This is a genomic window from Candidatus Pelagibacter sp. PS_44, from assembly GCF_059417735.1.
This window is the reverse complement of record NZ_CM182063.1, coordinates 1,054,312-1,079,809: the sequence shown is the minus strand read 5'-3', so window position 1 is coordinate 1,079,809 and position 25,498 is coordinate 1,054,312. Positions and strand designations below refer to the sequence as shown.

The 25,498-nt window shown below is 32.2% G+C and carries 22 protein-coding genes; 20 read left to right on the top strand and 2 right to left on the bottom strand.

Annotated features, from left to right (window positions below; translation table 11 throughout):
• Window positions 1-20 precede the first annotated feature (20 nt).
• From AC5SLO_RS05890 to AC5SLO_RS05850, 9 genes are read left to right on the top strand one after another with little or no spacing between them, the layout of a single operon-like run.
• Window positions 21-1,784: an acyl-CoA dehydrogenase family protein gene (locus AC5SLO_RS05890; RefSeq protein ID WP_494573043.1), complete on the top strand. Its 1,764-nt coding sequence runs from the start codon at window positions 21-23 to the stop codon at window positions 1,782-1,784.
• 1 nt (window position 1,785) lies between these two features.
• Window positions 1,786-3,402: an acyl-CoA synthetase gene (locus AC5SLO_RS05885; protein WP_494573042.1), complete on the top strand. Its 1,617-nt coding sequence runs from the start codon at window positions 1,786-1,788 to the stop codon at window positions 3,400-3,402.
• An 8-nt stretch (window positions 3,403-3,410) separates the two neighbouring features.
• Window positions 3,411-4,187: an alpha/beta fold hydrolase gene (locus AC5SLO_RS05880; protein ID WP_494573041.1), complete on the top strand. Its 777-nt coding sequence runs from the start codon at window positions 3,411-3,413 to the stop codon at window positions 4,185-4,187.
• Window positions 4,184-5,293 carry a dimethylsulfoniopropionate demethylase gene (locus AC5SLO_RS05875; RefSeq protein ID WP_494573040.1) on the top strand — a complete coding sequence of 370 codons (1,110 nt, stop codon included), beginning with the start codon at window positions 4,184-4,186 and terminating at the stop codon, window positions 5,291-5,293. The genes AC5SLO_RS05880 and AC5SLO_RS05875 overlap by 4 nt, the downstream gene beginning before the upstream one ends.
• Window positions 5,294-5,312: 19 nt before the next feature.
• Entirely contained in the window at window positions 5,313-6,320 is a 1,008-nt protein-coding gene (locus AC5SLO_RS05870) for an aspartate-semialdehyde dehydrogenase (protein WP_494573039.1), read from the top strand.
• Window positions 6,310-6,684 (top strand): succinate dehydrogenase, cytochrome b556 subunit, encoded by a 375-nt coding sequence (sdhC, locus tag AC5SLO_RS05865; RefSeq protein ID WP_494573038.1) that lies wholly within the window; start codon window positions 6,310-6,312, stop codon window positions 6,682-6,684. Before AC5SLO_RS05870 ends, sdhC begins: the two co-directional genes overlap by 11 nt.
• A gap of 5 nt (window positions 6,685-6,689) precedes the next feature.
• Complete coding sequence (gene sdhD / locus AC5SLO_RS05860; protein ID WP_494573037.1) at window positions 6,690-7,019, top strand: succinate dehydrogenase, hydrophobic membrane anchor protein; 330 nt, start codon at window positions 6,690-6,692, stop codon at window positions 7,017-7,019.
• Entirely contained in the window at window positions 7,016-8,791 is a 1,776-nt protein-coding gene (gene sdhA, locus AC5SLO_RS05855) for a succinate dehydrogenase flavoprotein subunit (protein WP_494573036.1), read from the top strand. Before sdhD ends, sdhA begins: the two co-directional genes overlap by 4 nt.
• Window positions 8,791-9,570 carry a succinate dehydrogenase iron-sulfur subunit gene (locus AC5SLO_RS05850; protein ID WP_494573035.1) on the top strand — a complete coding sequence of 260 codons (780 nt, stop codon included), beginning with the start codon at window positions 8,791-8,793 and terminating at the stop codon, window positions 9,568-9,570. Before sdhA ends, AC5SLO_RS05850 begins: the two co-directional genes overlap by 1 nt.
• Here the strand turns inward: AC5SLO_RS05850 and AC5SLO_RS05845 are convergent.
• The gene (locus AC5SLO_RS05845; RefSeq protein ID WP_494573034.1) at window positions 9,560-10,321 is read right to left on the bottom strand and encodes an IclR family transcriptional regulator; all 762 of its coding nucleotides are present in this window, start codon (window positions 10,319-10,321) and stop codon (window positions 9,560-9,562) included. The two genes, AC5SLO_RS05850 and AC5SLO_RS05845, sit on opposite strands and share 11 nt — an antisense overlap.
• Before the next feature lie 26 nt (window positions 10,322-10,347).
• Window positions 10,348-11,841 (bottom strand): CoA-acylating methylmalonate-semialdehyde dehydrogenase, encoded by a 1,494-nt coding sequence (locus tag AC5SLO_RS05840; RefSeq protein ID WP_494573033.1) that lies wholly within the window; start codon window positions 11,839-11,841, stop codon window positions 10,348-10,350.
• 171 nt (window positions 11,842-12,012) lie between these two features.
• Between AC5SLO_RS05840 and AC5SLO_RS05835 the strand changes: the two genes are divergently transcribed.
• The 11 genes from AC5SLO_RS05835 to lpdA all read left to right on the top strand — a co-directional run bounded on the left by AC5SLO_RS05835 (window position 12,013) and on the right by lpdA (window position 25,483).
• Window positions 12,013-13,194 (top strand): iron-containing alcohol dehydrogenase, encoded by a 1,182-nt coding sequence (locus tag AC5SLO_RS05835; protein WP_494573032.1) that lies wholly within the window; start codon window positions 12,013-12,015, stop codon window positions 13,192-13,194.
• A 1-nt stretch (window position 13,195) separates the two neighbouring features.
• Complete coding sequence (locus AC5SLO_RS05830) at window positions 13,196-14,332, top strand: TRAP transporter substrate-binding protein (protein ID WP_494573031.1); 1,137 nt, start codon at window positions 13,196-13,198, stop codon at window positions 14,330-14,332.
• An 83-nt stretch (window positions 14,333-14,415) separates the two neighbouring features.
• Window positions 14,416-14,985, top strand: coding sequence for a TRAP transporter small permease subunit (locus AC5SLO_RS05825; RefSeq protein WP_494573030.1), 570 nt, complete (start codon window positions 14,416-14,418; stop codon window positions 14,983-14,985).
• Window positions 14,986-16,347 carry a TRAP transporter large permease gene (locus AC5SLO_RS05820; protein ID WP_494573029.1) on the top strand — a complete coding sequence of 454 codons (1,362 nt, stop codon included), beginning with the start codon at window positions 14,986-14,988 and terminating at the stop codon, window positions 16,345-16,347.
• Between the two features lie 18 nt (window positions 16,348-16,365).
• Window positions 16,366-16,800: a hypothetical protein gene (locus tag AC5SLO_RS05815; RefSeq protein WP_494573028.1), complete on the top strand. Its 435-nt coding sequence runs from the start codon at window positions 16,366-16,368 to the stop codon at window positions 16,798-16,800.
• Between the two features lie 58 nt (window positions 16,801-16,858).
• Window positions 16,859-17,824: a malate dehydrogenase gene (gene mdh / locus AC5SLO_RS05810; protein ID WP_494573027.1), complete on the top strand. Its 966-nt coding sequence runs from the start codon at window positions 16,859-16,861 to the stop codon at window positions 17,822-17,824.
• The gene (gene sucC / locus AC5SLO_RS05805; RefSeq protein ID WP_494573026.1) at window positions 17,824-18,984 is read left to right on the top strand and encodes an ADP-forming succinate--CoA ligase subunit beta; all 1,161 of its coding nucleotides are present in this window, start codon (window positions 17,824-17,826) and stop codon (window positions 18,982-18,984) included. Before mdh ends, sucC begins: the two co-directional genes overlap by 1 nt.
• A gap of 1 nt (window position 18,985) precedes the next feature.
• Window positions 18,986-19,861, top strand: coding sequence for a succinate--CoA ligase subunit alpha (sucD, locus tag AC5SLO_RS05800; RefSeq protein ID WP_494573025.1), 876 nt, complete (start codon window positions 18,986-18,988; stop codon window positions 19,859-19,861).
• Window positions 19,862-19,895: 34 nt separating this feature from the next.
• Window positions 19,896-22,802, top strand: coding sequence for a 2-oxoglutarate dehydrogenase E1 component (locus AC5SLO_RS05795; RefSeq protein ID WP_494573024.1), 2,907 nt, complete (start codon window positions 19,896-19,898; stop codon window positions 22,800-22,802).
• A gap of 2 nt (window positions 22,803-22,804) precedes the next feature.
• The gene (odhB, locus tag AC5SLO_RS05790; protein WP_494573023.1) at window positions 22,805-24,082 is read left to right on the top strand and encodes a 2-oxoglutarate dehydrogenase complex dihydrolipoyllysine-residue succinyltransferase; all 1,278 of its coding nucleotides are present in this window, start codon (window positions 22,805-22,807) and stop codon (window positions 24,080-24,082) included.
• On the top strand, window positions 24,083-25,483 hold the full coding sequence (gene lpdA / locus AC5SLO_RS05785) for a dihydrolipoyl dehydrogenase (RefSeq protein ID WP_494573022.1): 1,401 nt from the start codon (window positions 24,083-24,085) through the stop codon (window positions 25,481-25,483).
• The last annotated feature ends 15 nt before the right edge of the window (window positions 25,484-25,498 follow it).

Here is a 25,498-nt window from a genome sequence, read left to right as displayed (position 1 = left end):
AATTATTCTAAACTATTTTTATGCCAACCTATTCTGCTCCAGTAGAAGATATGATGTTTCTTTTTGAGAAATTGAGAGACAACAAAAATTACAATGAATTAGAAAAATATAAAGAAGTCAGCTCTGAACTAGTTAAGGATATATTAGAGGAGGCAGCAAAAATAAATCAAAATTTAATTTTACCACTTGCAAAAATAGGAGATGAAAATCCTGCAGTTTTAGAAAATGGAGTAGTAAGAACACCCCCAGGATATAAAGAAGCTTACCAAAAATATATTGAAGATGGTTGGACTTCTTTATCTTGTGATCCAAAATATGGTGGCCAAGGAATGCCAAAAACTGTAAGTGCATTTTTTGATGAAATGCTCTCTTCTGCAAGCCTATCATTTAAATTATATAGTGAATTAAGTATTGGAGCATACAACTGTATTAATCATCATGCTTCAGATGAAATAAAAAATACGTATTTACCCAAGATAGTGGAAGGTAAATGGAGTGGCACAATGTGCTTAACAGAACCTGTATGTGGAACTGATTTAGGACTTTTAAAAACAAAAGCAGAAAAACAAAGTGACGGAACTTATAAAATTACTGGTCAGAAAATATTTATTACTTCGGGAGACCAAGATTTGACAGAAAATATTATTCATTTAGTAATTGCTAGAGCAACAGATTCTCCTGCTGGGACTAAGGGTATTAGCTTATTTTTAGTTCCTAAATTTAAAGTAAATGAGGATGGGACTGTTGGCCAACGAAATGGAATATCAACAGGATCCATTGAAAGCAAGATGGGTATTAAAGGTTCTGCTACATGTGTGTTAAATTTTGATCAAGCTACAGGTTTTATGATTGGTAAAAAAGACAAAGGTCTAAATGCAATGTTTACAATGATGAATCTTGAAAGAATAGTTGTTGGTATTCAAGGATTAGGAATTTCTGAAATTGCTTATCAAAATTCTCTTGCTTACGCAAAAGAAAGAAAACAAGGTAAAACTAATAATACTAAATCTACTAATGGTGCAGATTTTATAATTGAGCATGCTGATATAAGAAGATCATTATTAAATATGAAATCAATAATAGAGGGTGAGAGAGCCTTATGTTTTTGGTTATCGCAACAAACTGAAGTTAGCCTGAATCATCCAGATGAAAAAATTCGCCAAGAGGCCTCTGATTTTGTTTCGCTAATGACTCCAGTGGTAAAGTCATTATTTACAGATCTAGGCATGGAAATTACAAATGAGGCAATGCAAATTCATGGAGGTTATGGTTATACTAAAGACCAAGGGATAGAACAATTATTTAGAGACAACAGAATAACACCAATATATGAGGGAACAAATTCTGTGCAAGCTGCAGACTTAGTTTTTAGAAAATTATCCAATAAAAATGGAAGTATAATTAATAAATTTTTAGATCTAATAAAATCTGAAACAGATATAGATAACGAAAAAATTAAGCGATTTACTAAGGATTTTGCTCACTATTTAAGCATCTTAACTAAGTTTAGTGAATGGATAAATGAAAAAACAAAATCAGATAAAGACGATGTGAGTGCGGCAGCAAATGATTATTTAAAGACACTTGGGTTTGTGTCTGTTGCTTATGCTTGGATAAAGGTTTTAGATATAAGTTTTAAAAATTACGATGAGAACAAAAACTTTTATGATGATAAAATAAATACGGCAAAATTTTACTTTGATAAAGTTTTACCAAGAGCAGAGCAACATTATAAATCAGCCATATCTGGAAGCTCAAATATAATGAATTTTAAATTTAATTAAAATGAGTCATTACGATACTAATTTAGACAAAAATGCAGCAAACTATGTTCCATTAACACCGATATCTTTTTTGGAAAGAGCAAAAGATATTTACCCAAATTATGAAGCAATTGTTTATGAAGATCGAAAATATACTTGGGCTGAAGTTTATAAAAGAACCACTAAATTTGCTAGTGCACTCGAAAAAATTGGTGTTAGTAAAGGTGATACTGTTTCGTTTTTAGCTTTTAACACACCAGAAATTTTTGAGGCTCATTATTCAGTTCCTATGATGGGTGCTGTGTTAAACACAATAAATATTAGGCTGGATGCTAATACTATCTCTTATATTTTAAAACATAGTGATGCAAAAGTATTAGTAGTAGATAGACAACTTCACATAGAAGTAAAAAAAGCATTAAGTAAATTGGATAAAAAAATAACTATTATCGACATACACGATAAGTTTGCAGATCAGTCAAAGTTAGAAAAAATTGGTGAACTAGAATATGAAAGCTTCTTAGAAACAGGTGATGATGGTTTTATTTGGAAAAGACCAGAAGATGAGTGGCAAGCTATATCATTAAGCTACACCTCTGGAACAACAGGAAATCCTAAAGGAGTTGTCTATCATCATAGAGGATCATATTTAATGGCAACAGGAAGTGCAGTTGCATGGAATATGCCTAACAGATTAAATTTTTTAACAATTGTTCCAATGTTTCATTGTAATGGCTGGTGCTATCCTTGGACAGTTCCAATGTTAAATGGAAGGACTATTTGTTTAAGAAATATAGATGTTAAAAAGATTTTTGAGTTAATTGATAAATACAATGTTACTCATTTTGGAGGTGCGCCAATCGTATTAAATATGATTACGGGTGCTCCAGAAAGTGATCGAAAAAAATTAAAACACAAAGTTCATGTGCTTACCGCAGGAGCTCCACCACCAAGTATAATTTTCAAAAAAATGAAAGAACTTGGTTTTGAAGTAATGCATGTTTATGGTTTAACAGAAACTTATGGTCATGTTACCCAATGCGCTTGGAATAATGATTGGAATGAATTTGATGAAGACAAACAAAATGAAATTAAAGCAAGACAAGGTGTAAGGTATCCTAATCTTGAAGGTGCAACTATTATGGACCCTGAAACTATGCAAGAAGTTCCAAGAGATGGAAAAACAATTGGTGAGATTATGCTTAGAGGTAACGTGGTCATGAAAGGTTATTTTAAGGACAAAGCAGCAACAGATAAAGCTATGGCTGGTGGCTGGTTTCATTCTGGAGATTTAGCGGTAATGCACCCAGACGGTTATGTTAAAATACAAGACAGATCTAAAGATATAATTATTTCTGGAGGAGAAAATATATCTTCAATTGAGATCGAAAATACGCTTTCTAAACATCCTTCAGTATCAATTGCTGCTGTTGTTGCTAAGCCTGATGAAAAATGGGGAGAGGTACCATGTGCATTTATTGAAATGGTAAAAGACAAGCCTACAACTGAAAAAGAATTAATAAGCTTCTGCAAAGAAACTTTGGCTAGTTTTAAGGTTCCAAAACAAGTTATTTTCTGTGAATTACCAAAAACTTCTACGGGAAAAATTCAAAAATTTGAACTAAGAAAAAAATTTTAGGTAATTGATTGATAATAACCATAGAAAATAAAAGTGTTCATGCTTCAGATGCAGGACAAGGCATAGATAATTCTAAAGATACAATAGTATTTCTACATGGAAGTGGCCTTTCACACATTGTTTGGTCTCTAACCGAACAATTTTTTTCAAATAAAAATTTTAATGTTTTATCAATTGATTTACCAGGGCATGGAAATTCTGACGGTCCATCTATTGATACTATTGAAAAAATTGCTGAGTGGCTGGAAAAAGTATTTATAGAATTAAAATTGGATAATATAATTCTTGTAGGTCATTCTCAAGGTTGTCTAGAAGCTTTAGAATATTCATTTAAATACAAAGATAGATTAAAAAAGATAGTTTTTGTTGGGGGCTCTTATCGAATGCCTGTTCATAAAGATCTCATTGATCTAGCAACAAACGGAGACTCTGATGCTTTAAAATTAATGATGAAGTGGGGATATGAAGGTTCAAAAAAATTTATTGGTGGAAATCCAGTTGAAAGAATAATCCAATCACCCAGAGACATCAGAGAAATTTTAGCAGTTGATCTTGTTGCGTGTAATAATTATCAAAATGGGTCTGATGCTGCTAAAGCTATAAATTGTCCAGCTATGTTTATATTGGGAGAACTAGACAAGATGGCTAATTTAGAAAGTGGAAAAAAATTTGCAAATTTAGTCAAAAATTCAACTACCCATATAATTAAAGGATCTGGACACATGATTATGATTGAAAAAGCTTTTGAAATGCGAGAAAAGATTTTGGAATTTTTAAATAAATGAAAAATTATTCAATAGCAAAATCTAGAAGATTAAGAAGTACCCCTTATACCTCAAGAATAGAAAAACAAGGTGTAACAGCTTATACAGTCTATAATCACATGTTGTTACCGGCGGCCTTTGGTTCAATTGAAGATGGATATCACCATTTAAAAAAATATGTTCAAGTATGGGATGTTGCTGCCGAAAGACAGGTTGAAATATCTGGAAAAGACTCAGCAAAATTAGTTCAGCTAATGACATGTAGAGATTTATCAAAATCAAAAATAGGCAGATGTTATTACTGCCCGATAGTAGATGATTTAGGAAACTTAGTTAATGATCCTGTAATTTTAAAAATAGCAGACGATAAATGGTGGATATCAATTGCAGATTCTGACGTATTATTTTATGCAAAAGGTTTAGCGTCCGGATATAAATTTGAAGTTAATATTATAGAGCCAACTGTAGATATAATTGCAATACAAGGGCCAAAATCTTTTGCGCTAATGGAAGAAATTTTTGGAAACAAAATTACTGAACTAAAGTTTTTTGGTTTTGATTATTTTGACTATGAAGGTGAACAACATTTAATAGCAAGATCTGGCTGGTCAAAACAAGGGGGATTTGAAGCTTACATTCAAAATCCTGAGATAGGAAAAAAGCTATATGATAAATTATTTGAAGCTGGAAATCAGTATAATGTAAAGCCTGGTTGTCCAAATTTAATAGAAAGAATTGAAAGCGCACTACTGTCCTATGGGAACGATTTTGACAATAATGACAATCCTTTTGAATGTGGTTTTGACCAATATGTTTCTTTGGATAGTGAGGTTGAATTTCTAGGTAAAGAAAATTTAAAAAAAATAAAATCTGAAGGAGCTCTAAAAAAGTTAAAAGGGGTAAAGATTGATTTACAAGAAATAAGTCTCACATCTTCAAAAAATATTTATGATGTTAACAATGTTATTATTGGTGAATTAAGGTCAGCAACTTATTCTCCTCTATTTAAGCAAGTAATTGGAATAGCCATGATTAAAAAACCTTTTTGGAAAAACACTCAGGCTTTTAAAATTGATATAAATGGTAAAACTTTTGATGGAAAAGTTTGCGATTTACCCTTCATCTAGTATAAAATCTTGTAGTATCATGAATATAGCAATTGTAGGTGCCACAGGCAATGTAGGAAGAAAAATTCTCGAAGTATTAGAGAGGAAAAAATTAAAAATAAATGAATTATTTTTGGTAGCCTCATCTAAAAGTGCTGGTCAAAAAATAGTTTTTAATGGTAAGGATCATGAAGTTTTTAATCTTGAAACTTTTGATTTTTCAAAAACTAAAATTACTTTTTTTGCTGCTGGAGGAAAAATTTCTGAGAAGTATGCACCATTAGCAGCAAAACATTCAGTTGTTATTGATAACTCTAGTTTTTATAGAATGGATCAAGATGTGCCCTTAATTGTTCCTCAGGTGAACGCAGATGCTATTAAAAATATGAAAAAAAATATTATAGCCAATCCGAATTGTTCTACTGCACAATTAGTCATTGTATTAAAACCTTTACATGATTTATTTAAGATTCAAAGAATAGTTGTTTCAACTTATCAGTCTGTTTCAGGAGGTGGCAAAGGTCCAATGGATGAATTAATTGAACAAACTAAACTATCGTTAAACAATAAAAAAATTACATCTAAAAATTTTACTAAACAAATAGCCTTTAATGCAATCCCTCATATCGATCTTTTTTCAGATGATGGATACACTAAAGAAGAGTTAAAAATGACAAATGAAACAAAAAAAATACTTGATGAGCAAATTGAACTAACAGCAACTTGTGTGAGGATTCCAGTTATGGTTTCTCATTCAGAGTCAGTAAATATTCAATTTGAAAAACCATTTTCTTTAGGAAAAGTTCAAGATGCCTTAAGTAAAGCTAAGGGATGTAAAGTACATGATTTAAGAGAAGATGGGGGGTACATTACTCCTTTAGAAGCTGAAGGTAGTGATGAAACTTACATATCTAGAATAAGAGAAGATAAAACAAATAAAAACTCGTTAAACTTATGGATTGTTTCTGATAATTTACTTAGAGGAGCTGCATTAAATGCAGTTGAAATTGCTGAAACTTTAATTAAAAAAAATATTGATGGAAAATAACAATCCTTTATCCCCTCATATACAAGTTTATAGATGGCATATTTCATCTTTGGTTTCGATTTCTCATAGAATTACAGGAATAATAAATATAGTTGCAATCACAGCCGTGTGTGTTTGGGTTGCCTCTTTATTATTAGGTGAGACTAGTTATGAATTTACAAAAGTTTTTTTACAATCTGTGTTTGGAAAATTTATAATTTTAGGATTAACATGGTCATTTAGTTTTCAAATCCTCAGCGAAATAAGACATTTAATAATGGATATGGGATACGGTTTTGAATTAAAAACTACTAAAATTACAGGTTTAGTTGTGATTATTGGCTCATTTTTATTAACAATTTTAATTTATCTTTTAGGAAAATAATTTTTATGAATAATGTAACTAAAAAATGGGTACTTTTAAAAGTAAGCTCAGCTATTTTAGTTCCTTTAATGTGCTGGTTTATAATAAATTTTGTAGGTATTTTTGATAAAGATTATACCGATGTGCTAGGTTTTTTTTCTACAAAATCATCAAAAATATTATTTTCATTATTTTTGATACTTGCATTTTTTTTCTCTAATTTAAGTATTAGTGAGGTATTTGAAGATTATATTAATGATGAAAAAAACAAAAATGCCGCAAACAAAGCATTACAAATTTTTGCTATAGTAGTTCCACTAATTACGATTATTATAGTATTTAATTTAAATATATGAGTGCTTACAAAATTATAGATCACGAATATGATGTTATTGTACTTGGAGCTGGTGGCTCAGGTTTAAGAGCTGCAGTTGGTTTGAGTGAAGCAGGATTAAAAACCGCTTGTATATCAAAAGTATTTCCAACAAGAAGTCACACATCTGCTGCACAGGGTGGAATCTCTGCTGCCCTTGGAAACATGGGAGAAGATGATTGGAGATGGCACATGTATGATACTGTTAAAGGTGCAGATTGGTTGGGTGATCAGGATAGTATTGAGTATCTTTGTAAGGAAGCACCAAAAGCAGTAATAGAATTAGAAAAGTACGGAGTTCCATTTAGTAGAACAGATGATGGAAAAATTTATCAAAGACCATTTGGTGGAATGACTAAAGATTATGGTAATGGTATTGTTCAAAGAACATGTGCGGCTGCCGATAGAACAGGGCACGCAATACTTCATACCCTTTATGGACAAGCATTAAAGCACAACACTGAATTTTTTATTGAATACTTTGCGTTGGATTTAATAATGAAAGATGGTGAATGCAAAGGTCTTATAGCTTGGAATTTAAATGATGGAACTATCCATAGATTTAGAGCCCATATAACAATAATAGCAACTGGTGGTTATGGTAAGGTATATTATTCTGCAACATCAGCTCATACATGTACAGGCGATGGTAATGCAATGGTACTTAGAGCAGGTCTTCCTTTACAAGATATGGAATTTGTTCAATTTCATCCAACAGGAATTTATGGTCATGGAACTTTAATTTCAGAGGGTGTTAGAGGTGAAGGTGGATATTTGGTTAACTCGAAGGGCGAGCGGTTTATGGAGAGATACGCGCCAAATGCAAAGGATTTAGCATCTAGAGATGTAGTGAGTAGATCAATGTCTATTGAGATAAATGAAGGAAGAGGTGTTGGTAAAGAAAAAGACCATGTCCATTTACACTTAAGTCATTTAGATAAAAATATTATAGAAAGTAGACTTCCAGGAATTACAGAGGCAGCAAGATTATTTGCTAACGTTGATGTAACAAAAGAACCAATACCTGTTGTGCCTACTGTGCATTATAATATGGGAGGTATTCCTACTAATTATAAAGCAGAAGTTTTAACTGTTAATGGTTCTGAAAAAACGGTTCCAGGTCTTATGGCAATCGGAGAGGCCGCATGTGTTTCTGTTCATGGAGCAAATAGATTGGGTTCAAATTCATTGATTGATTTAGTTGTGTTTGGAAGGGCTGCAGCAATGAGAGCTGCAGAATTAGTAAAGCCTGGCACACCTCATGAAGAAGTAAGTGAAACTGAGACTGAAAAATGTTTAGCGAGATTTGATAAGCTTAGAAATGCTAATGGAGAAACTAGTACCGCAGAACTTAGACTTTCAATGCAAAAGATCATGCAATCAAAATGTGCAGTTTTTAGAACAGATAAGACTTTAAAAGAAGGAGTTGATGAAATAAGAAAAGTTTATGATGGGATGGAGTCAATCTCAGTCAAAGATAAATCTTTAGTTTTTAATACAGATTTAGTTGAAACATTGGAATTTGATAATTTGATTAGACAAGCAATTACCACAGTTGATTCCGCTTATAATAGAAAAGAGAGTAGAGGTGCTCATGCTAGAGAAGATTTTCCTAAGAGAGATGATGAAAAATTTATGCAACATACTATTGCTTGGTGTAACGGAAAAGATACTAAAATTGACTATAGACCAGTTCATAAAACAACATTAACAAACGAGGTCCAATATTTTCCACCACAAGAGAGAGTTTATTAATGGTTCAAATTAATTTACCTGAAAATTCTAAAGTTCAAAAAGGTAAATATTACAAAGATACGACTGGATCGAAAAATATCAGAAAAGTTAATATTTATAGATGGGATCCTTCAACTGGAGAAAATCCAAGAGTAGACACATATGAAGTTGATATGGACAACTGTCCTTCAAAAGTTCTAGATTTATTAAATAAAATTAAAAGTGAAATAGACCCATCACTAGCGTATCGAAGATCTTGCGCTCATGGTGTTTGCGGTTCTTGTGCTATGAATATGGATGGTAAGAATGGTCTTGCATGTACAACGCCTCATTCTGAAATTGAAGGTGATATAAATATTTATCCTCTTCCACATTTAAAAGTTAAAAGAGATTTAATTGGGGATTTAAATGGACTTTATAAACAGTACCAGTCAATAGAGCCTTGGTTAAAAACTAATACTAAAGTTGAAACAACAGAAATTATTCAATCTAAAAAAGATAGAGAAAAATTAGATGGAGCGTACGAGTGCATCATGTGTGCATGCTGCTCAACGTCCTGTCCAAGTTATTGGTGGAATGGTGACAAATATTTAGGGCCTGCTGTATTACTACAAGCGTACAGATGGATAGTTGACAGTAGGGACGATGAGAGAAAAGAAAGACTTAAAAAAGTAGCTGATGAACTTAAGCTTTATAGGTGTCATACTATTATGAATTGTACTAATGCCTGCCCAAAAGGATTAAATCCAGCAAAAGCTATAGCAGAACTAAAAAAAATGTTAGTTACAGCTAATCTTTAAACAAAGCACTCTTTAAATTATTTGCCGCAGAAAGCATTGAAGGTAAGATTTTTTTTAAACCATCGATGTTTTTTCTACTCTTTGCTGTGTGAGTAGAAAGACAAAAACACAGTTCATTTTTATAATTTGTAATTGGCAAAGAAACACCTACCATTCCATTAAACCATTCTTCATCATCAAATGCATAACCTTGCTTATTAATTTTATTTAACTCTTTTTTAAACTGAGAAATATCAGTAATTGTATTTTTTGCTGATTTTGGTGTTTTAATATTATTAAAGATTTTTAATGCGTCTTCTTTTTTTATTGAAGAAAGATAAAGTTTTCCAGATGCAGAAGCATGCAATGGCAAATGATCACCAGCTTCCAGATTTAACTGCATTGGCCAATGAAATTCAATTCTGTCAAAATATACTAGTTTTGTTCCAATAGGTACTGACAAACTAACTGTTTCTTTAATTTCAGTTGTAAGTTTTCTCAAATAAGATCTCCTAAGAGTAAAGTTTGGTTCGTAAGGCAAACTATGTAAGATTATATTTCTAATCTTTGGTCCCGGAATATATTTCTTATTACTGCTAGCAATTAAAAATTTCTCATCACACAAAGTTTCTATGTGTCGGTAAACAGTTGGCAATGGAATCTCTAACTTGTGAGATATTTTTTTTGCAGTAAAATTGTCTGGATCTAATAGAACTTCTTCAAGGATGTTTAAAATTCTTTTGGGTGAAGTTCTACTATTTGTATCACTCATAACTTTTAAGTTTTTTAACTAAAAAATTAAGAAAGAACTGGAATTGTAAACTCTGGACCACTATTATCTTCCGACCATGTTACTGTTGCAGTTTTCAATTTAGTATAGAATCTTACCCCTTCAGGACCATGCATAGAATGATCCCCAAATAATGATCTCTTCCAACCACCAAAGCTATGGTAAGCAACAGGTACAGGAATGGGAACATTTACTCCTATCATTCCAATTTTTGCATTTTCAGTGAAATGTTTTGCTATCATACCACTTTTTGTAAATACAGCAGCTCCATTTCCTAATTCATGATCATTAACTAATTTTAAAGCTTCTTCATAAGTATCTGTTGTCATCATACTGAGTACCGGACCAAAAATTTCTTCTTTATAAATTTTCATATCTGGTTTTACACCTTCAAAAATGGTAGGACCTACAAAATATCCATTCTCATACCCTTGTAGTTTCATATTTCTTCCATCTGCAAGAAGCTTAGCTCCTTCTTTTTCACCCGTATCTATGTATCCCAAAACTTTTTCATAGTGAGCTTTGTTATTAAGTGGGCCAAAATCACTTTTTTCGTCTGTGTATGGTCCAACATTTAGTTTTAGTGTTTCTTCTAATAATTTAGTTTTTAAATTTTCAGCAGTCTTTTTTCCTACACAAACAGCAACAGAAATAGCCATACATCTCTCACCAGCAGACCCAAAAGCAGAGCCTATAATAGCGTCTGTTGTTTTATTAACATCTGCGTCAGGCATCACAACCATATGGTTTTTAGCTCCACCAAGAGCTTGAACTCTTTTATTGTTTTTTGTTCCTGTATGATAAACATATTCCGCAATTGGAGTCGAACCTACGAAACTAATCGCTTGAACATCTTTACTCTCTAGTAGAGTATCAACAGATTCTTTATCACCATTTACAACATTTAAAACACCCGGTGGCATACCAGCTTCAATAGCTAATTCTCCAAGTCTAATTGGACAACTCGGATCTTTTTCTGATGGTTTAAGTACAAAAGTATTTCCACATGCAATAGCAACTGGGTACATCCACATAGGTACCATTGCTGGAAAATTAAACGGAGTAATTCCAGCACAAACACCCAAGGGCTGTCTCATTGAATAAGAGTCAACATTAGTTCCCACACTTGCAGAGTGATCCCCTTTTAAAGAATCGGTGATACCAGTTGCATACTCAACAACTTCAATTCCTCTTTGAATAGAACCTTTTGCATCTGGAATAGTTTTTCCATGTTGTTCGGAAACCATTACAGCCATATCTTCCATATTTTTTATTAATAAATCTTTATATTTTGCTAAAATTCTTGCTCTGTTTATAGGTGTGGTTTTAGACCATTTTAAAAAAGCTTTCTTAGAGCTCTCTATAGCCATTTCAACAGTAGCCTTACTTGCTAATTCAACTTCTGCTATTTGTTCTCCAATAGCGGGGTTAAAAATTGGACCGGTTCTAGAATCTTTTACAGTAAAAACTTTTCCATCAATGAAATGACTAACTTTTTTCATGCTTCTCCTTTTATATATAATTTAAAGTTATACTAGCTCAATTTTCTTTGCAATATATTATTCCTTAAATGAGAAAAATATTATCAATTAAAAGCTTTCAGTTGTTGACTCCTAAAATTACTTAAGTTTAGATTAAGCATTAACAAATTAGATGAAAAGAGAGAGGACCGTTTGATTAAAAGAGAAAATGTTCGTATTTGTGTTCCTAGATACTTGCAAATTGGCAAGGGTAGCTTGAATGAACTCCCCGATATAATAAAAATTTTAGGATCTATAAAATCATTACTAATTGTAACTGATAAACAAATGGTATCATTTGGTTATGTAAAAAAACTACAAGATGTTTTAACTAAAGCAGGATTAAATTCTGATGTTTTTGATGACACCGTTCCTGATCCAACAGACTCAGTAGTTTTAAATGGAATTAAATTTTTAGAAAAATGTAAAAATGATGCCGTAATTGGTTTTGGTGGAGGAAGTCCAATAGATACTGCAAAAGCAATAGCCGCAATGGCTAAATTTAGTAAAAATATTCAAGATTATAAGCCACCATCAATGTTTGATAAAAAGGGTCTTCCAATAATTGCAATCCCTACTACAGCTGGTACAGGCTCGGAAGTAACACATCACGCAGTAGTTATAGACTCAAATAATAATGAAAAAATTTCTTGTAGAGGAGAAGGATTTGTCCCTATAGTTGCAATTGTTGATTATGATTTAACTTTATCGAAACCCAGAAGATTAACTATTGATAGCGCAATTGACACTTTAACTCATGGAATAGAAGCATACGTAAGCAAAAAAGCCACACTCTTTTCTGATCGAATGGCTTTAGACACAATAAGACTTGTTACCCAAAATATTTATGCAGTTGATAAAAATCCAAAAGATTTAAAAGCAAGAGAAGGCTTAATGTTAGCTGCTACATTAGGAGGTTTAGCATTTTCCAATGCTTCAATATGTTTGGTGCATGGAATGAGTAGGCCGCTAGGTAGTAATTTCAAAGTTCCTCATGGACTTAGTAATGCAATGTTACTACCAACTATAACTAAATTTTCGATAGATCATGCAAAAAGTAGATATGCAGATTGTAGTCGTGCAGGAGATTTTGCACTACCTGGTGACAATGATGATGTGGCCTGTGATAAATTGATTAAAGGTCTGTACAAAATTAATAATGATTTTGAAGTTCCATCAATGCAAAATTTTGGAATTAATCAAAAAAATTTTGAGGAAGAGTTAAAAAATATGGCAACTGATGCAGAAAATTCAGGGGCGCCAAACCTCAATCCGAGAGTGCCTTCTGTAAATGAGATGGTAGATCTTTACAGACAAGCATGGAGAGCATTTTAAAATGAGTTGGAAATGCACTTCTTTTAGACGAACAACTCAAAACAAAAGAGAGGGAAAAAATATGATAGATAAATCAAAATCACTAATGAAATCGTTCGTTAGTATTTTGGCTGTATTTGCTTTAATGATAACTTTTTCATTTCAGCAGGTAAATGCAGCTGAAAAAATCAGATGGAAAGTACAATCTACTTTCAATACTGGTTGGCCAGCGCTGGGTGACCCAGTTGCTCGTTTAGCAGACACTTTAGATAAAGCTACAGATGGAAGAATAAAATTAAAGGTTTATGAGCCTGGAAAAATTCTTCCTCCATTAGAGATCTCACCATCAATTAGTAAAGGTGATTTGCCTGCAGCTTATAACTATATGGCTTATGACCAAGGTAGAATTCCAGCGGCCGTTTTATTTGCGGCAGTACCGTTCGGAATGGAACCATGGGAGTATGCTGCATGGTGGTTTGAAGGAGAAGGTTCAAAGTTAGCAAATGAAATTTACAACAAGCAAAATATTAAAGTTTTGTTATGTAGTACAATTGGACCTGAAACTGCTGGTTGGTATAGAAATCCAATCACAAGTTTAGATGATCTTAAAGGTTTAAAAATTCGTTTCTCAGGATTAGGAGGAATGGTTTTAAATGAAATAGGAGCATCTGCAACTTTAATGGCCGGTGGTGAAATTTTTGCTGCTTTAGAAAAAGGAACTCTAGATGCAACAGAATATTCGATGCCAGCAATTGATGAAGTTCTTGGTTTTCACAAAATTACTAAGTTCAACTTGTTTCCAGGTTGGCACCAAGTATCAACATCTACTCACTTCATGGTCAACTTAGACCTATGGAAAAAAATGGGTGCAGCTGACCAAGCTTTATTCGAAATGGCTTGTACAGCAGCAGCTATGAGAGCAATTACAACTGGTGAATTTTTACAAGGAAAACAAATTGCAAGTTTCCCTTCTAAAGGTGTAACAGCTGCTAGATTGCCTGATAGTGTATTGAGAGAACTTCAAAAAGTTAGTGCAAAAGTTATGGCAGAACAGTCTGCTAAAGATGCTGACTTTAAAAAAGTTTGGAATTCTCAACAAGCATTCATGAAAGAATATGATGTTTGGCAAAAATGGGGTTATTTACCTAGAAACTTTTAGTATTTAATACTTTTAAAGTTTATAATAAAGTTAAAAAGCAGTCGGTTTTGCCGGCTGCTTTTGTTTTTAAAAGAAATTTTTTTATGGCGAATGATTTTACAAAATTAGAAAATAGTTTAGATAAAAAACTACAGCTCAAACACTTGCCAATCACAAAAAAAATAGATGGGTTTGTGACTAGTGTTGGTGAAGTATTTAATTGGATATGGGTTGTTTTAGTTGCTGTAATTATTCTTAATGTCATTCTTAGATATGTATTTAAGAGTGGTATGATTGAATTGGAAGAATTACAATGGCATCTATATGCTGTAGGGTGGTTAGTTGGCTTGTCATCTACTTACGTAGTAGATCAACACGTTAGGGTAGATGTTTTGACTGACAGTATGGCTTACAAAAAAAGACTGTGGTTTGAGTTTTTTGGAATTCTTTTATTGTTTTTACCATTCATTATTTTAGTACTTATTTATTCAGTTCCATTTTTTGAGCTTTCATGGGAAACAAGTGAAAGATCTACTTCTGCAAATGGACTTCCTGCACGATGGCTTGTAAAAGGTTTTCTAGTATTTAGTTTCTTTTTATTACTATTAGCTGGCTTATCAAGAATAATTAGGGTTCTAACAACTATTCAATTAGGGTTTGAAAAAATAAAATAGATGGAATTAATTTCAGAATACTACATGTCAATATTGCTCTTTTTGAGCTTCATAACTTTAATTTTTATTGGTTTCCCTGTTGCGTGGACAATGGGAGGTTTAGCGGTATTATTTACTCTCATTACAATGTTGTCTGATAGTTATTTAGACACTTTCTTTGGAGTTGATTGGAAATTTTCTTCGATGGTAGTTTATAGGTTGTATGGAGTTATGGCAAACTGGGTTCTTGTTGCTCTTCCAATGTTTATTTTTATGGGAATAATGATGGATAAATCTGGAATTGCAGAAGATTTAATGACAGATCTTTCAAAATTGTTTGGTCGTATGAGAGGAGGTTTGGCAATAGCAGTTGTCTTTATTGGAGTGCTATTAGCAGCCTCAACAGGCATCATAGGGGCATCGGTTGTTTTATTAACAATTCTAGGCGTTCCTTTAATGTTAAAAAATAATTATAGTCCAGATCTTGCATGTGGAGTTGTTTGTGCAACTGGCACACTTGGAATTTTAATACCTCCTAGTATTATGCTTGTAATTATGGGTGACCAAGTGAGAATTTCGGTAGGTGACCTATTTATGGGGGCAGTATTTCCTGGCCTGATGCTTGGTTTATTATATACAATTTTTATTATTACATATGCTTATTTAAAGCCAAAAGTTGCACCAGCTCCTAAAAGTGCAGAGCCTGTTTCTTTAGATATAATTTTAAGAGTATTTAAATCAATTATACCACCAGCTTTATTAATAATAGCAGTCTTAGGAAGTATTTTTATGGGTATAGCAACTCCAACAGAGGCATCAGGAGTAGGTGCACTAGGGGCATCTATTTTAGCTCTTATAAGAGGAAGGCTTTCTTTCAAGGATTTAAAAAGTGTAATTAGAAAAACTACACATACAACAGCGTATATATTTGCACTGTTTGTAGGAGCAACAATGTTTGCTTTAGTTTTAAGAGGATTAGGTGGAGACGAATTAATTGAAGGTGCGCTCAAAGGATTATCTTTTGGACCCAATGGAGTTGTTATAGTTGTTCTGTGTATTGCTTTTATATTAGGTTTCTTTTTAGATTGGATAGAAATTACATTAATTTTATTGCCTTTTTTAGCACCAGTGATGGTTGATCTTGGCGTTGATATGGTATGGTTTATAGTTATGTTTGCAGTTGTTCTACAAACTTCTTTTATAACTCCACCAGTTGGTTTCGCCTTATTTTATATGAAAGGTGTAGCCCCTCAAGGAATAACGATACAAAATATTTATAGAGGAATAATTCCTTTTGTAATTTTACAAGCAATAGCAGTTGCAATTGTTTTTAATTTTCCAAAAATTGTTACATGGCTACCAAAAGTAGCTTATGGTCCATAAAAACTTATAATACATTTAATGAAAAAAACTATTTTTTTATTTATATCTTTATTCATTATAAGTTTTGCTAAAGCAGATACCAATACTTCTTTAAAAGATTATTTAAAAAAGAAAGATATTGAAGATGGCAAAACACAAATCTATTTATTAAATAGATGTAGTGCAGTTTATGCTTATGCATCAGGTATAATTTTAAAAACAGATGCTGTAAGTTCTAAAAATTTTATTGAGATTTCAAATAATCTTTTATTTAAGTCTGTAGAATTAATGGTAATTGAAGAAGAAAAAAAATTAGAAGAAGCTCAAAAAAAAGCTGAAGAAAATAGAAAGCAGCTATTCAATAATTACATAACTGATGGTAAAAAAAATTGGGAGGAGAACAAGTCACATTTTAAAGGATCATACATTTCTGGAGATATGGTAATCTGCTCAAAACTTATTGAAGATAAGTAGATAAAATCTAAAATTCAGTTGAATTATCGTCAATTATCAATAAAAGATAAGCTCATTCATGAAAAAAAAAATTTCTTTAATAGGAGCAGGACAGATTGGTGGTACTTTAGCACACTTAATTGGAACTAAAGAAGTAGCCAATGAAGTTGTCCTTTTTGATGTTGCCAGCGGTATAGCTAAAGGAAAAGCTTTAGATATTGCCCAATCATCATCTGTTGATGGTTTTAATGTAAAATTTTCAGGTACAGATAATTATGAAGATATTAAAGACTCAGATGTAATTATAATAACTGCAGGAGTTCCAAGAAAACCAGGAATGAGTAGAGATGATTTATTAGGGATTAATTTAAAGATTATTAAACAAGTAGCAGAAGGAATAAAAAAAAATGCACCTAATGCTTTTGTTATATGTATCACAAATCCACTTGATGTAATGGTAATGGCATTTCAAAAATTTTCTAATATGCCAGCTAATAAAGTAATTGGAATGGCAGGAATTCTAGACAGCTCAAGATTTAAATTATTTCTATCAGAAGAGCTTAATGTTCCTGTAAAAGAAATAGACGCAATGGTAATGGGAGGTCATGGAGACACAATGGTACCATTACCAAGATTTACAAAAGTTTCAGGAAAACCTTTATTAGACTTGGTTAAAGAAGGTAAAATAACTCAAGAAAGATTAGAAGAAATAAATCAAAGAACAAGGGATGGTGGTGCAGAGATTGTAAAATATTTAGAAAAGGGATCAGCATTTTACGCACCCGCAGCATCAGGAGTTCAGATGGCAGAAGCATACTTAAAAGATGAAAAGAAGTTATTACCGTGTGCCATTCAATTAAATGGAGAGTATGGGGTAAGCAATGTTTATGCTGGTGTACCTGTAATCATTGGAAAAAATGGTGTAGAAAAAATAGAACAGATCGATCTAGATGAAAAAGAAAAAAAGGAATTTATGCACTCTATTGATGCTGTTAAAGCACTTTGGGAAGCCGCATCTAAAATAGATCCAGATCTTTCTAAATAATGAATATTCACGAACACCAGGCGAAGCAAATTCTAAAAAAATATGGTGCGGCAGTTCCTGAAGGAGTTTTTGCGTTTACAGTTGAAGACTTAATTGAAAAAGTAAAATCTTTAAAAACAGAAAAATTTGTTTTAAAAGCACAAATTCATGCTGGTGGACGAGGCAAAGCTGGAGGTGTAAAAATTTTAAACACAATTGATGAATTAAGTGCTGCTGCAAAAGAATTGCTTGGAAAAACACTCATAACACATCAAACTGGCCCAGCAGGAAGAGAAGTAAAAAGATTATATGTAGAAGAGTCCTCTAATATTGATAAAGAATTCTATTTATCTTGTTTAGTAGATAGAGCAAGTTCAAAAATAGTATTCATATCCAGTGATCAAGGTGGAATGGACATTGAAGAAGTTGCAGAAAAAACTCCAGAAAAAATTATAACAACTAAAATAGATATTACTGATGAAATTTCTGATACTGACTGTGAAAAAATAATTGCAATTTATGCTTTAGCGGAGGATGCAAAAAAACAAGCAATAGCACTGATAAAATCAGTATATAAAATGTTTTTAGGTACAGACGCCAACATGGTTGAAGTTAACCCACTAATATTAACTAAAGAAAAAAAAATAATTTGTTTAGATGCAAAAGTTAATTTTGACTCTAATGCTTTATTTAGACATCCTGAAATAATCGAGCTTAGAGATTTAAATGAAGAAGATCCTGCAGAAATAGATGCGAGTAAACACGATCTTGCTTACATAAAGTTAGATGGAAGTATTGGCTGCATGGTCAATGGAGCAGGTCTTGCAATGGCAACAATGGATATAATCAAATTATATGGTGAAGAGCCAGCAAACTTTTTAGATGTTGGTGGAGGAGCTTCAAAAGAAAAAGTTTCAGCTGCCCTTAAGATTATTCTTTCAGATAAAAATGTTAAAGGAATATTAATAAATATATTTGGGGGAATTATGAGATGTGATGTCCTTGCACAAGGTGTTGTGGATGCTGCTAAAGAAATTAACATAAGCGTTCCATTGGTAGTTAGACTCGCTGGTACTAACTTTAAAGAAGGAAAAGAAATTTTAGATAATTCGGGGCTCAAATTGATTTCAGCAGAAAACCTAGATGATGCAGCACAAAAAATTGTAAAGGCAATAAAATAATATGTCAGTTTTAATAAATAAAAATACAAAAGTTATATGCCAAGGTTTTACAGGTGCTCATGGAACTTTTCATTCAGAGCAAGCCATAAAATATGGAACAAATCTTGTTGGTGGAGTTACTCCAAAAAAAGGAGGACAAAAACATCTTAATCGTCCAGTATTTAATACAGTAGCTGATGCCAAACAAGAAGTTGGAGCAGATGCCACAATGATTTATGTGCCAGCAAAATTTGCTGCAGCAGCAATAATAGAAGCTATTGATGCATCTATTGAGCTTATAGTTTGTATTACTGAAGGTATACCAATTCAAGATATGCTTCGAGTTAAACAAAAGCTAAATAGTTCAAAAAGTCGATTGATAGGACCTAACTGTCCAGGAATAATTACTCCTGATGAATGTAAAATTGGGATTATGCCTGGAAATATTCACAAAAAAGGCTCGGTGGGAATTGTTTCAAGATCTGGAACTTTAACTTATGAAGCAGTTGCACAAACAACTGAAAATGGATTAGGACAATCTACTTGTATAGGAATTGGTGGAGATCCAATAAATGGAACAAACTTTATTGATTGTTTGGATTTATTTTTAAATGATGATGAGACAGAATCTATTCTTATGATAGGAGAAATTGGTGGCTCTGCAGAAGAAGAAGCAGCTGAATTTATTAAAAACCACAAAATAAAAAAACCTATGGTTGGGTTTGTTGCTGGAATAACAGCACCCCCAGGAAGAACTATGGGGCACGCTGGAGCTATTATCTCTGGTGGTAAGGGCGGAGCAGAGGATAAGATTAAAAAAATGGAAGAATGTGGGATTACAATTGCAAAATCACCATCTGAACTAGGAAAAACATTATTTAAAAAATTATCTAATTGAAAATTATTTATCTGATATTATATCAATAAAATAGATGTCATCATCAAAAAATCTCGAATTCAAAAAAACCTCATTTCTTAGTAAATCAAATAGTGCATTTATAGAACAAATGTATTTAAAATTTATCAATAAAGATAAAGATCTCCCAGAAAGTTGGCAGCATTACTTTGAAGATATAGGCGAAGACTTAAGTATGATTGCGAAGGAAATTAATGGACCATCTTGGGGCTTAAAAAATAAAATTGATATAGATGAACTTCAAAAAAAAATTGAACAAGAAGAAGAGAATCCATCAAGCAATACTCAGCAAGCTAATGTGGGTCAAATAAATTTATCTAAATCAAATGAAGATTCAATTAAAGCGGTCTCTATGATTAGATCATATAGACAAAGAGGACACCTCATAGCTAAATTAGATCCATTGCAATTATTGCAGTCAGATTATCTAGATGAACTGCATCCAGAGTCTTTTGATTTTAAAAAAAGTGACTATGAAAAAAATATTTATTTAGGTGGTGTTATAAATAAAGATCAATCTAATATAAAAGAAATATTAGTATTTTTGAAGAAAACTTACTGTGGGCCAATTGGATATGAATATATGCACATATCAAATCCAACTGAAAGAAAATGGTTTAGAGATCGGATTGAAAAGTCAGAAGACAACTTAAATTTTACAAAAAATGGTAAAGAAGCAATTTTAAATAAATTAATACAAGCGGAAGGTTTTGAAAAATTTTTACATAAAAAATATGTAGGAACAAAAAGATTTGGACTAGATGGTGCAGAAAGTTTAATTCCTGCTTTGGAACAAATAATTAAGATTAGTGGCCAGTCTGCAGTCAAAGAGGTTAAGATTGGAATGTCACATAGAGGTAGACTAAATGTATTAGCGAATGTTTTGCAAAAATCATATAAAAGAATATTTAATGAATTTGCTGGAGAAATTAATGCATCATCAGAAGAAGGAGCTGGAGATGTTAAGTATCACTTAGGTGCATCTTCAAATAGAGAGTTTGATGGAAACTCTGTGCATGTTAGTTTAACAGATAACCCATCTCACTTAGAGGCAGTTAATCCAGTAGTGCTTGGGCAAACAAGGGCAAAACAATTTTTTCATAAAGATAAAGAGAGAAATAAAGTAATACCCATATTGATACATGGTGATGCTGCATTTGCAGGCCAAGGTGTGGTAGCCGAATGTTTTGCAATGTCTGGATTACCAGGTCATAACACTGGTGGAACAATTCATATTATTGTTAATAACCAAATAGGTTTCACAACAAGTCCAAGATTTGCACGATCTTCACCTTATCCATCTGATGTAGCAAAAATGGTTGATGCTCCAATTATTCATGCTAATGGAGATGACCCAGAAGCTGTCGTTTATGCGGCAAGAATAGCTACAGAGTTTAGATTAAAATTTAATAGAGACGTGGTTATAGATTTGATTTGCTATAGAAGATTTGGTCATAATGAAGGAGATGAGCCTTCATTTACTCAGCCATTGATGTATGAAAAAATTAGATCACATCCCTCTGTAGTAAATGTTTATGGGAATAAATTGATATCTGAGAATACAATTACTAATGATATTTTAGAAAACTCAATAAAAGAATTTAAAAATTTACTTGATGATCAATTTAAAAATGCAAAAAATTACAAACCTCAAATAGAATGGTTTGAAGGCACATGGTCAGCATATAAACCTGAAAAAGGAAAAGATAAAAGAGGAGTAACAGGTGCAGATACTAAAAAACTTTTAGAGATTTCAGAAAAAATAAATTCTTATTCTGAAAAATTAAATTTACATAAAACAATAACCAAAATACTAGATTCAAGAAAAAAAGCAGTCGAAAATGGATCAAACATAGACTGGTCAACTGCAGAAGCGTTGGCATTTGGATCTTTATTAGAAGAAGGATATCCAGTTAGGCTAGTTGGCCAAGATTCTGGTAGAGGAACTTTTAGCCAGAGACATTCTGTTTTAAGAAATCAAAAAGATAATAGTCGTTATGTCCCTTTAAATAATATTTCAAAAAATCAAAAGCAATTTGAAGTAGTCGACAGCTTTTTATCAGAATTAGCAGTTCTTGGTTTTGAGTATGGTTACAGTCTTGTTGAACCTAACACACTTACAATATGGGAAGCTCAGTTTGGAGATTTTGCTAATGGAGCACAAGTAGTAATAGATCAATTTATTGCATCAGGAGAAAGAAAATGGACAAGAGCATCAGGTTTAGTAATGCTTTTACCACATGGATATGAAGGTCAAGGCCCAGAACATTCATCAGCTCGTTTAGAAAGATTTTTACAACTATGTTCTAATGACAATATGCAAGTAATGAATTGCACTACTCCTGCAAATTATTTTCATGCACTAAGAAGACAAATGCATAGAGATTTTAGAAAACCATTAATTATGATGACACCAAAATCTTTATTAAGAAACAAGTATTGTGTTTCAAACTTAGAAGATTTTAATAAAGAAAATTCATTTCATAGAATATTATGGGACCATGCTGTGGACCCAAAAACTAATGGTTTTATAAAATTAAGAAAAGCTTCAGAGATTAAAAAAGTAATAATGTGCTCAGGTAAAGTTTACTTTGATTTATTAGATGCTAGAGAAAAACTTAAAATAGATGATGTAATATTGTTCAGAATTGAACAACTATATCCATTTCCTGCAAAAACTCTTGTAAAGGAACTTAAACCTTACGCTAAAAATGCTAAGTTTTATTGGTGCCAGGAAGAACCAAAAAATATGGGCGGATGGTTCTCAGTAAGAGACTATATACAATGGACATTAGAAACTATTAACGCTAATAATAGTAAAATTTCTTATATAGGAAGAAGTCCAGATGCATCTCCAGCAACAGGATATGCAAAAAGACACATTTCACAACAACAAGAGATTATTAACAAGGTTTTTGAATAAAAATGAGTGAAAAAATTTTAGTACCAGTTTTGGGTGAGAGCATAACAGAGGCAACAGTTGCTAAATGGCTTAAAAATGAAGGTGACACAGTTGAAGCCGATGAAGCAATTGTAGAGTTAGAAACTGACAAAGTTAATTTAGAAGTTCCATCTCCAATAGATGGAGTTTTATCTGAAATAAATTCAAAAGATGGTGAAACCGTAGAAGTGGGAGCTCTTCTTGGTACGATAAGTCAAAATGGAACTCAACCATCTGAAAAAAAAATAATTACAAAAATTGAACCTAAAAAAACTGAAAATAATGTAGTTAATTTAGAAATTAAAAAAGAAATTCCTAAAGTTTTTGAAGAACCTGAAGAGGAAGAACCTTTAATATTAACCAATGAAGTTAAAGAAGAAAAAACCGATTCTTCAAATAAAAATAATGAAGTACTTTCACCAGCTGTAAGAAAAATGGCAGTTGAAAATAAAATCGATTTAAAAAAAGTTAGTGGCTCTGGTAAAGAAGGTAGAATTCTTAAAGGTGATCTAATTAGCATGATGGGAGAAAACCCTCAGCCATCAGAAAGAAAAATTAAATATGGTCAAGAAGAGAGAATTAAAATGTCTAGGCTTAGACAGACAATTGCAAAAAGATTAAAACAAGCACAAGAAAATGCAGCATTATTAACAACATTTAATGAAGTTGATATGACCGGTATAATGGAAATGAGAAAAGAGAACCAGGAAGATTTCCAAAGCAGGTATGGAATTAAATTAGGGTTTATGTCATTTTTTGTAAAAGCATGTGTTGCTGCACTAAAAATGTATCCATCAGTTAACGCTGAAATTGATGGAGATGAAATTATTTATAAAAATTATTATAATATGAGCTTTGCAGTAGGAACTGAAAAGGGATTAGTGGTACCAGTATTAAGAGACGCTGATCAATTATCATTCGCAGATATTGAAAAAAATATTAAAACTATTTCTGAAAAAGCAAGAGATGGAAAAATAACCATAGAGGACCTTCAGGGTGGAACCTTTACAATTAGTAATGGTGGAGTTTATGGTTCAATGTTATCTACTCCAATATTAAACTTACCTCAATCTGGTGTGTTAGGTATGCATAATATAGTTGAAAGACCAATGGTAGTTGATGGTGAGATTAAAATTAGACCCATCATGTATCTTGCCTTGTCTTATGATCACAGAATTATAGATGGAAAAGAGTCAGTATCGTTCTTAAAAATGGTTAAAGAAAATTTAGAGGATCCAAGAAGGTTGTTTTTAAATATTTAAATGTCAGATAAATTTCAAGCAGTTGTAATAGGTGGTGGTCCGGGAGGTTATGTGTGTGCAATAAGATTAGCGCAATTGGGAATTAAAACTGCATGTATAGAATCAAGAGGCTCATTAGGTGGAACTTGTTTAAATGTTGGGTGTATACCTTCTAAAAATTTACTAAATATTTCTGAAAATTATCATAAGGCGCAAAATTTCTCTAAACTTGGCATTGAGGTGAGTGGGGTAAAACTTAATCTTCAAAAAATGATGCAAAATAAGGATAAAGCGGTGACAATTTTGACTAAGGGCGTAGAGTTTTTATTTAAAAAAAATAAAGTCACTTATTTTAAAGGCACTGGAAGCTTTAAATCAGCAAATAAAATCTCGATATTAGATGATCAAAAAAAAGAAACCATAATTGAAACAGACAAAACAGTAATTAGTACAGGGTCGGTGCCAGTTGCATTACCAGGTATTAAATTTGATGAAAAAATAATTGTATCTTCAACAGGAGCATTAACCTTAGAAACTGTGCCAAAAAAAATGGTTGTAGTTGGTGGTGGTTATATAGGATTAGAGATGGGGTCTGTTTGGTCTAGATTAGGCGCAGAAGTACATGTGGTTGAATTTTTAGAACATATTACTCCTGGTATGGATAGAGAAATATCTACAGAGTTTATGAAAATATTAAAGAAACAAGGAATTAATTTTCATATGCAGACGAAAGTAGAAGGAATTAAAAAAAATGCTAATGGTGCTAAAGTTTCAACATCTGATAAAGATGGAAAAAAAGCAGATTTTGATTGTGATGTGGTTCTTATATCTGTTGGTAGAAAACCTAATACAACTAACTTAAATTTAGAAGCAATTGGTGTTGAATTAGATGAAAAGAAAAGAATTAAAACTGACAAAGCATTTCAAACAAATATTAAGAACGTATATGCTATTGGAGATGTAATTGATGGGCCGATGCTTGCTCACAAAGCTGAAGACGAAGGTATTGCAGTTGCAGAAAATATTGCAGGACAATCAGGACATGTTAATTATGATATTATTCCCGGAGTTGTTTATACAGCACCAGAAGTTGCTTCAGTTGGGAAAACAGAAGAACAATTAAAAGAAGCAAATATTAAATATAAAATTGGTAAATTTTCATTTATGGCAAATTCAAGAGCCAAAGCAATTGATGAAGCAGAAGGTTTTGTTAAAATACTAGCTGACGAAAAAACAGATAGAGTTTTAGGAGCACATATTATTGGACCTCATGCAGGTGAATTAATTGGGGAAATTGGAGTTGCAATGGAGTTTGGTGCTAGCGCTGAAGATATTGCAAGAACATGTCATGCACACCCAACATTTTCAGAAGCAGTAAAAGAAGCAGCTTTATCAGTAGATAAAAGAGCAATACACTCTTAAAATATTTTCATATTA

Bases quoted from the DNA above. Each gene is read 5' to 3' on its own strand.
- AC5SLO_RS05890 (WP_494573043.1), top strand. From the start codon at position 21: ATGCCAACCTATTCTGCTCCAGTAGAAGATATGATGTTTCTTTTTGAG.
- AC5SLO_RS05885 (WP_494573042.1), top strand. From the start codon at position 1,786: ATGAGTCATTACGATACTAATTTAGACAAAAATGCAGCAAACTATGTT.
- AC5SLO_RS05875 (WP_494573040.1), top strand. From the start codon at position 4,184: ATGAAAAATTATTCAATAGCAAAATCTAGAAGATTAAGAAGTACCCCT.
- AC5SLO_RS05870 (WP_494573039.1), top strand. From the start codon at position 5,313: ATGAATATAGCAATTGTAGGTGCCACAGGCAATGTAGGAAGAAAAATT.
- sdhC (WP_494573038.1), top strand. From the start codon at position 6,310: ATGGAAAATAACAATCCTTTATCCCCTCATATACAAGTTTATAGATGG.
- sdhD (WP_494573037.1), top strand. From the start codon at position 6,690: ATGAATAATGTAACTAAAAAATGGGTACTTTTAAAAGTAAGCTCAGCT.
- sdhA (WP_494573036.1), top strand. From the start codon at position 7,016: ATGAGTGCTTACAAAATTATAGATCACGAATATGATGTTATTGTACTT.
- AC5SLO_RS05850 (WP_494573035.1), top strand. From the start codon at position 8,791: ATGGTTCAAATTAATTTACCTGAAAATTCTAAAGTTCAAAAAGGTAAA.
- AC5SLO_RS05845 (WP_494573034.1), bottom strand. From the start codon at position 10,321: ATGAGTGATACAAATAGTAGAACTTCACCCAAAAGAATTTTAAACATC.
- AC5SLO_RS05840 (WP_494573033.1), bottom strand. From the start codon at position 11,841: ATGAAAAAAGTTAGTCATTTCATTGATGGAAAAGTTTTTACTGTAAAA.
- AC5SLO_RS05830 (WP_494573031.1), top strand. From the start codon at position 13,196: ATGAGTTGGAAATGCACTTCTTTTAGACGAACAACTCAAAACAAAAGA.
- AC5SLO_RS05825 (WP_494573030.1), top strand. From the start codon at position 14,416: ATGGCGAATGATTTTACAAAATTAGAAAATAGTTTAGATAAAAAACTA.
- AC5SLO_RS05820 (WP_494573029.1), top strand. From the start codon at position 14,986: ATGGAATTAATTTCAGAATACTACATGTCAATATTGCTCTTTTTGAGC.
- AC5SLO_RS05815 (WP_494573028.1), top strand. From the start codon at position 16,366: ATGAAAAAAACTATTTTTTTATTTATATCTTTATTCATTATAAGTTTT.
- mdh (WP_494573027.1), top strand. From the start codon at position 16,859: ATGAAAAAAAAAATTTCTTTAATAGGAGCAGGACAGATTGGTGGTACT.
- sucC (WP_494573026.1), top strand. From the start codon at position 17,824: ATGAATATTCACGAACACCAGGCGAAGCAAATTCTAAAAAAATATGGT.
- sucD (WP_494573025.1), top strand. From the start codon at position 18,986: ATGTCAGTTTTAATAAATAAAAATACAAAAGTTATATGCCAAGGTTTT.
- AC5SLO_RS05795 (WP_494573024.1), top strand. From the start codon at position 19,896: ATGTCATCATCAAAAAATCTCGAATTCAAAAAAACCTCATTTCTTAGT.
- odhB (WP_494573023.1), top strand. From the start codon at position 22,805: ATGAGTGAAAAAATTTTAGTACCAGTTTTGGGTGAGAGCATAACAGAG.
- lpdA (WP_494573022.1), top strand. From the start codon at position 24,083: ATGTCAGATAAATTTCAAGCAGTTGTAATAGGTGGTGGTCCGGGAGGT.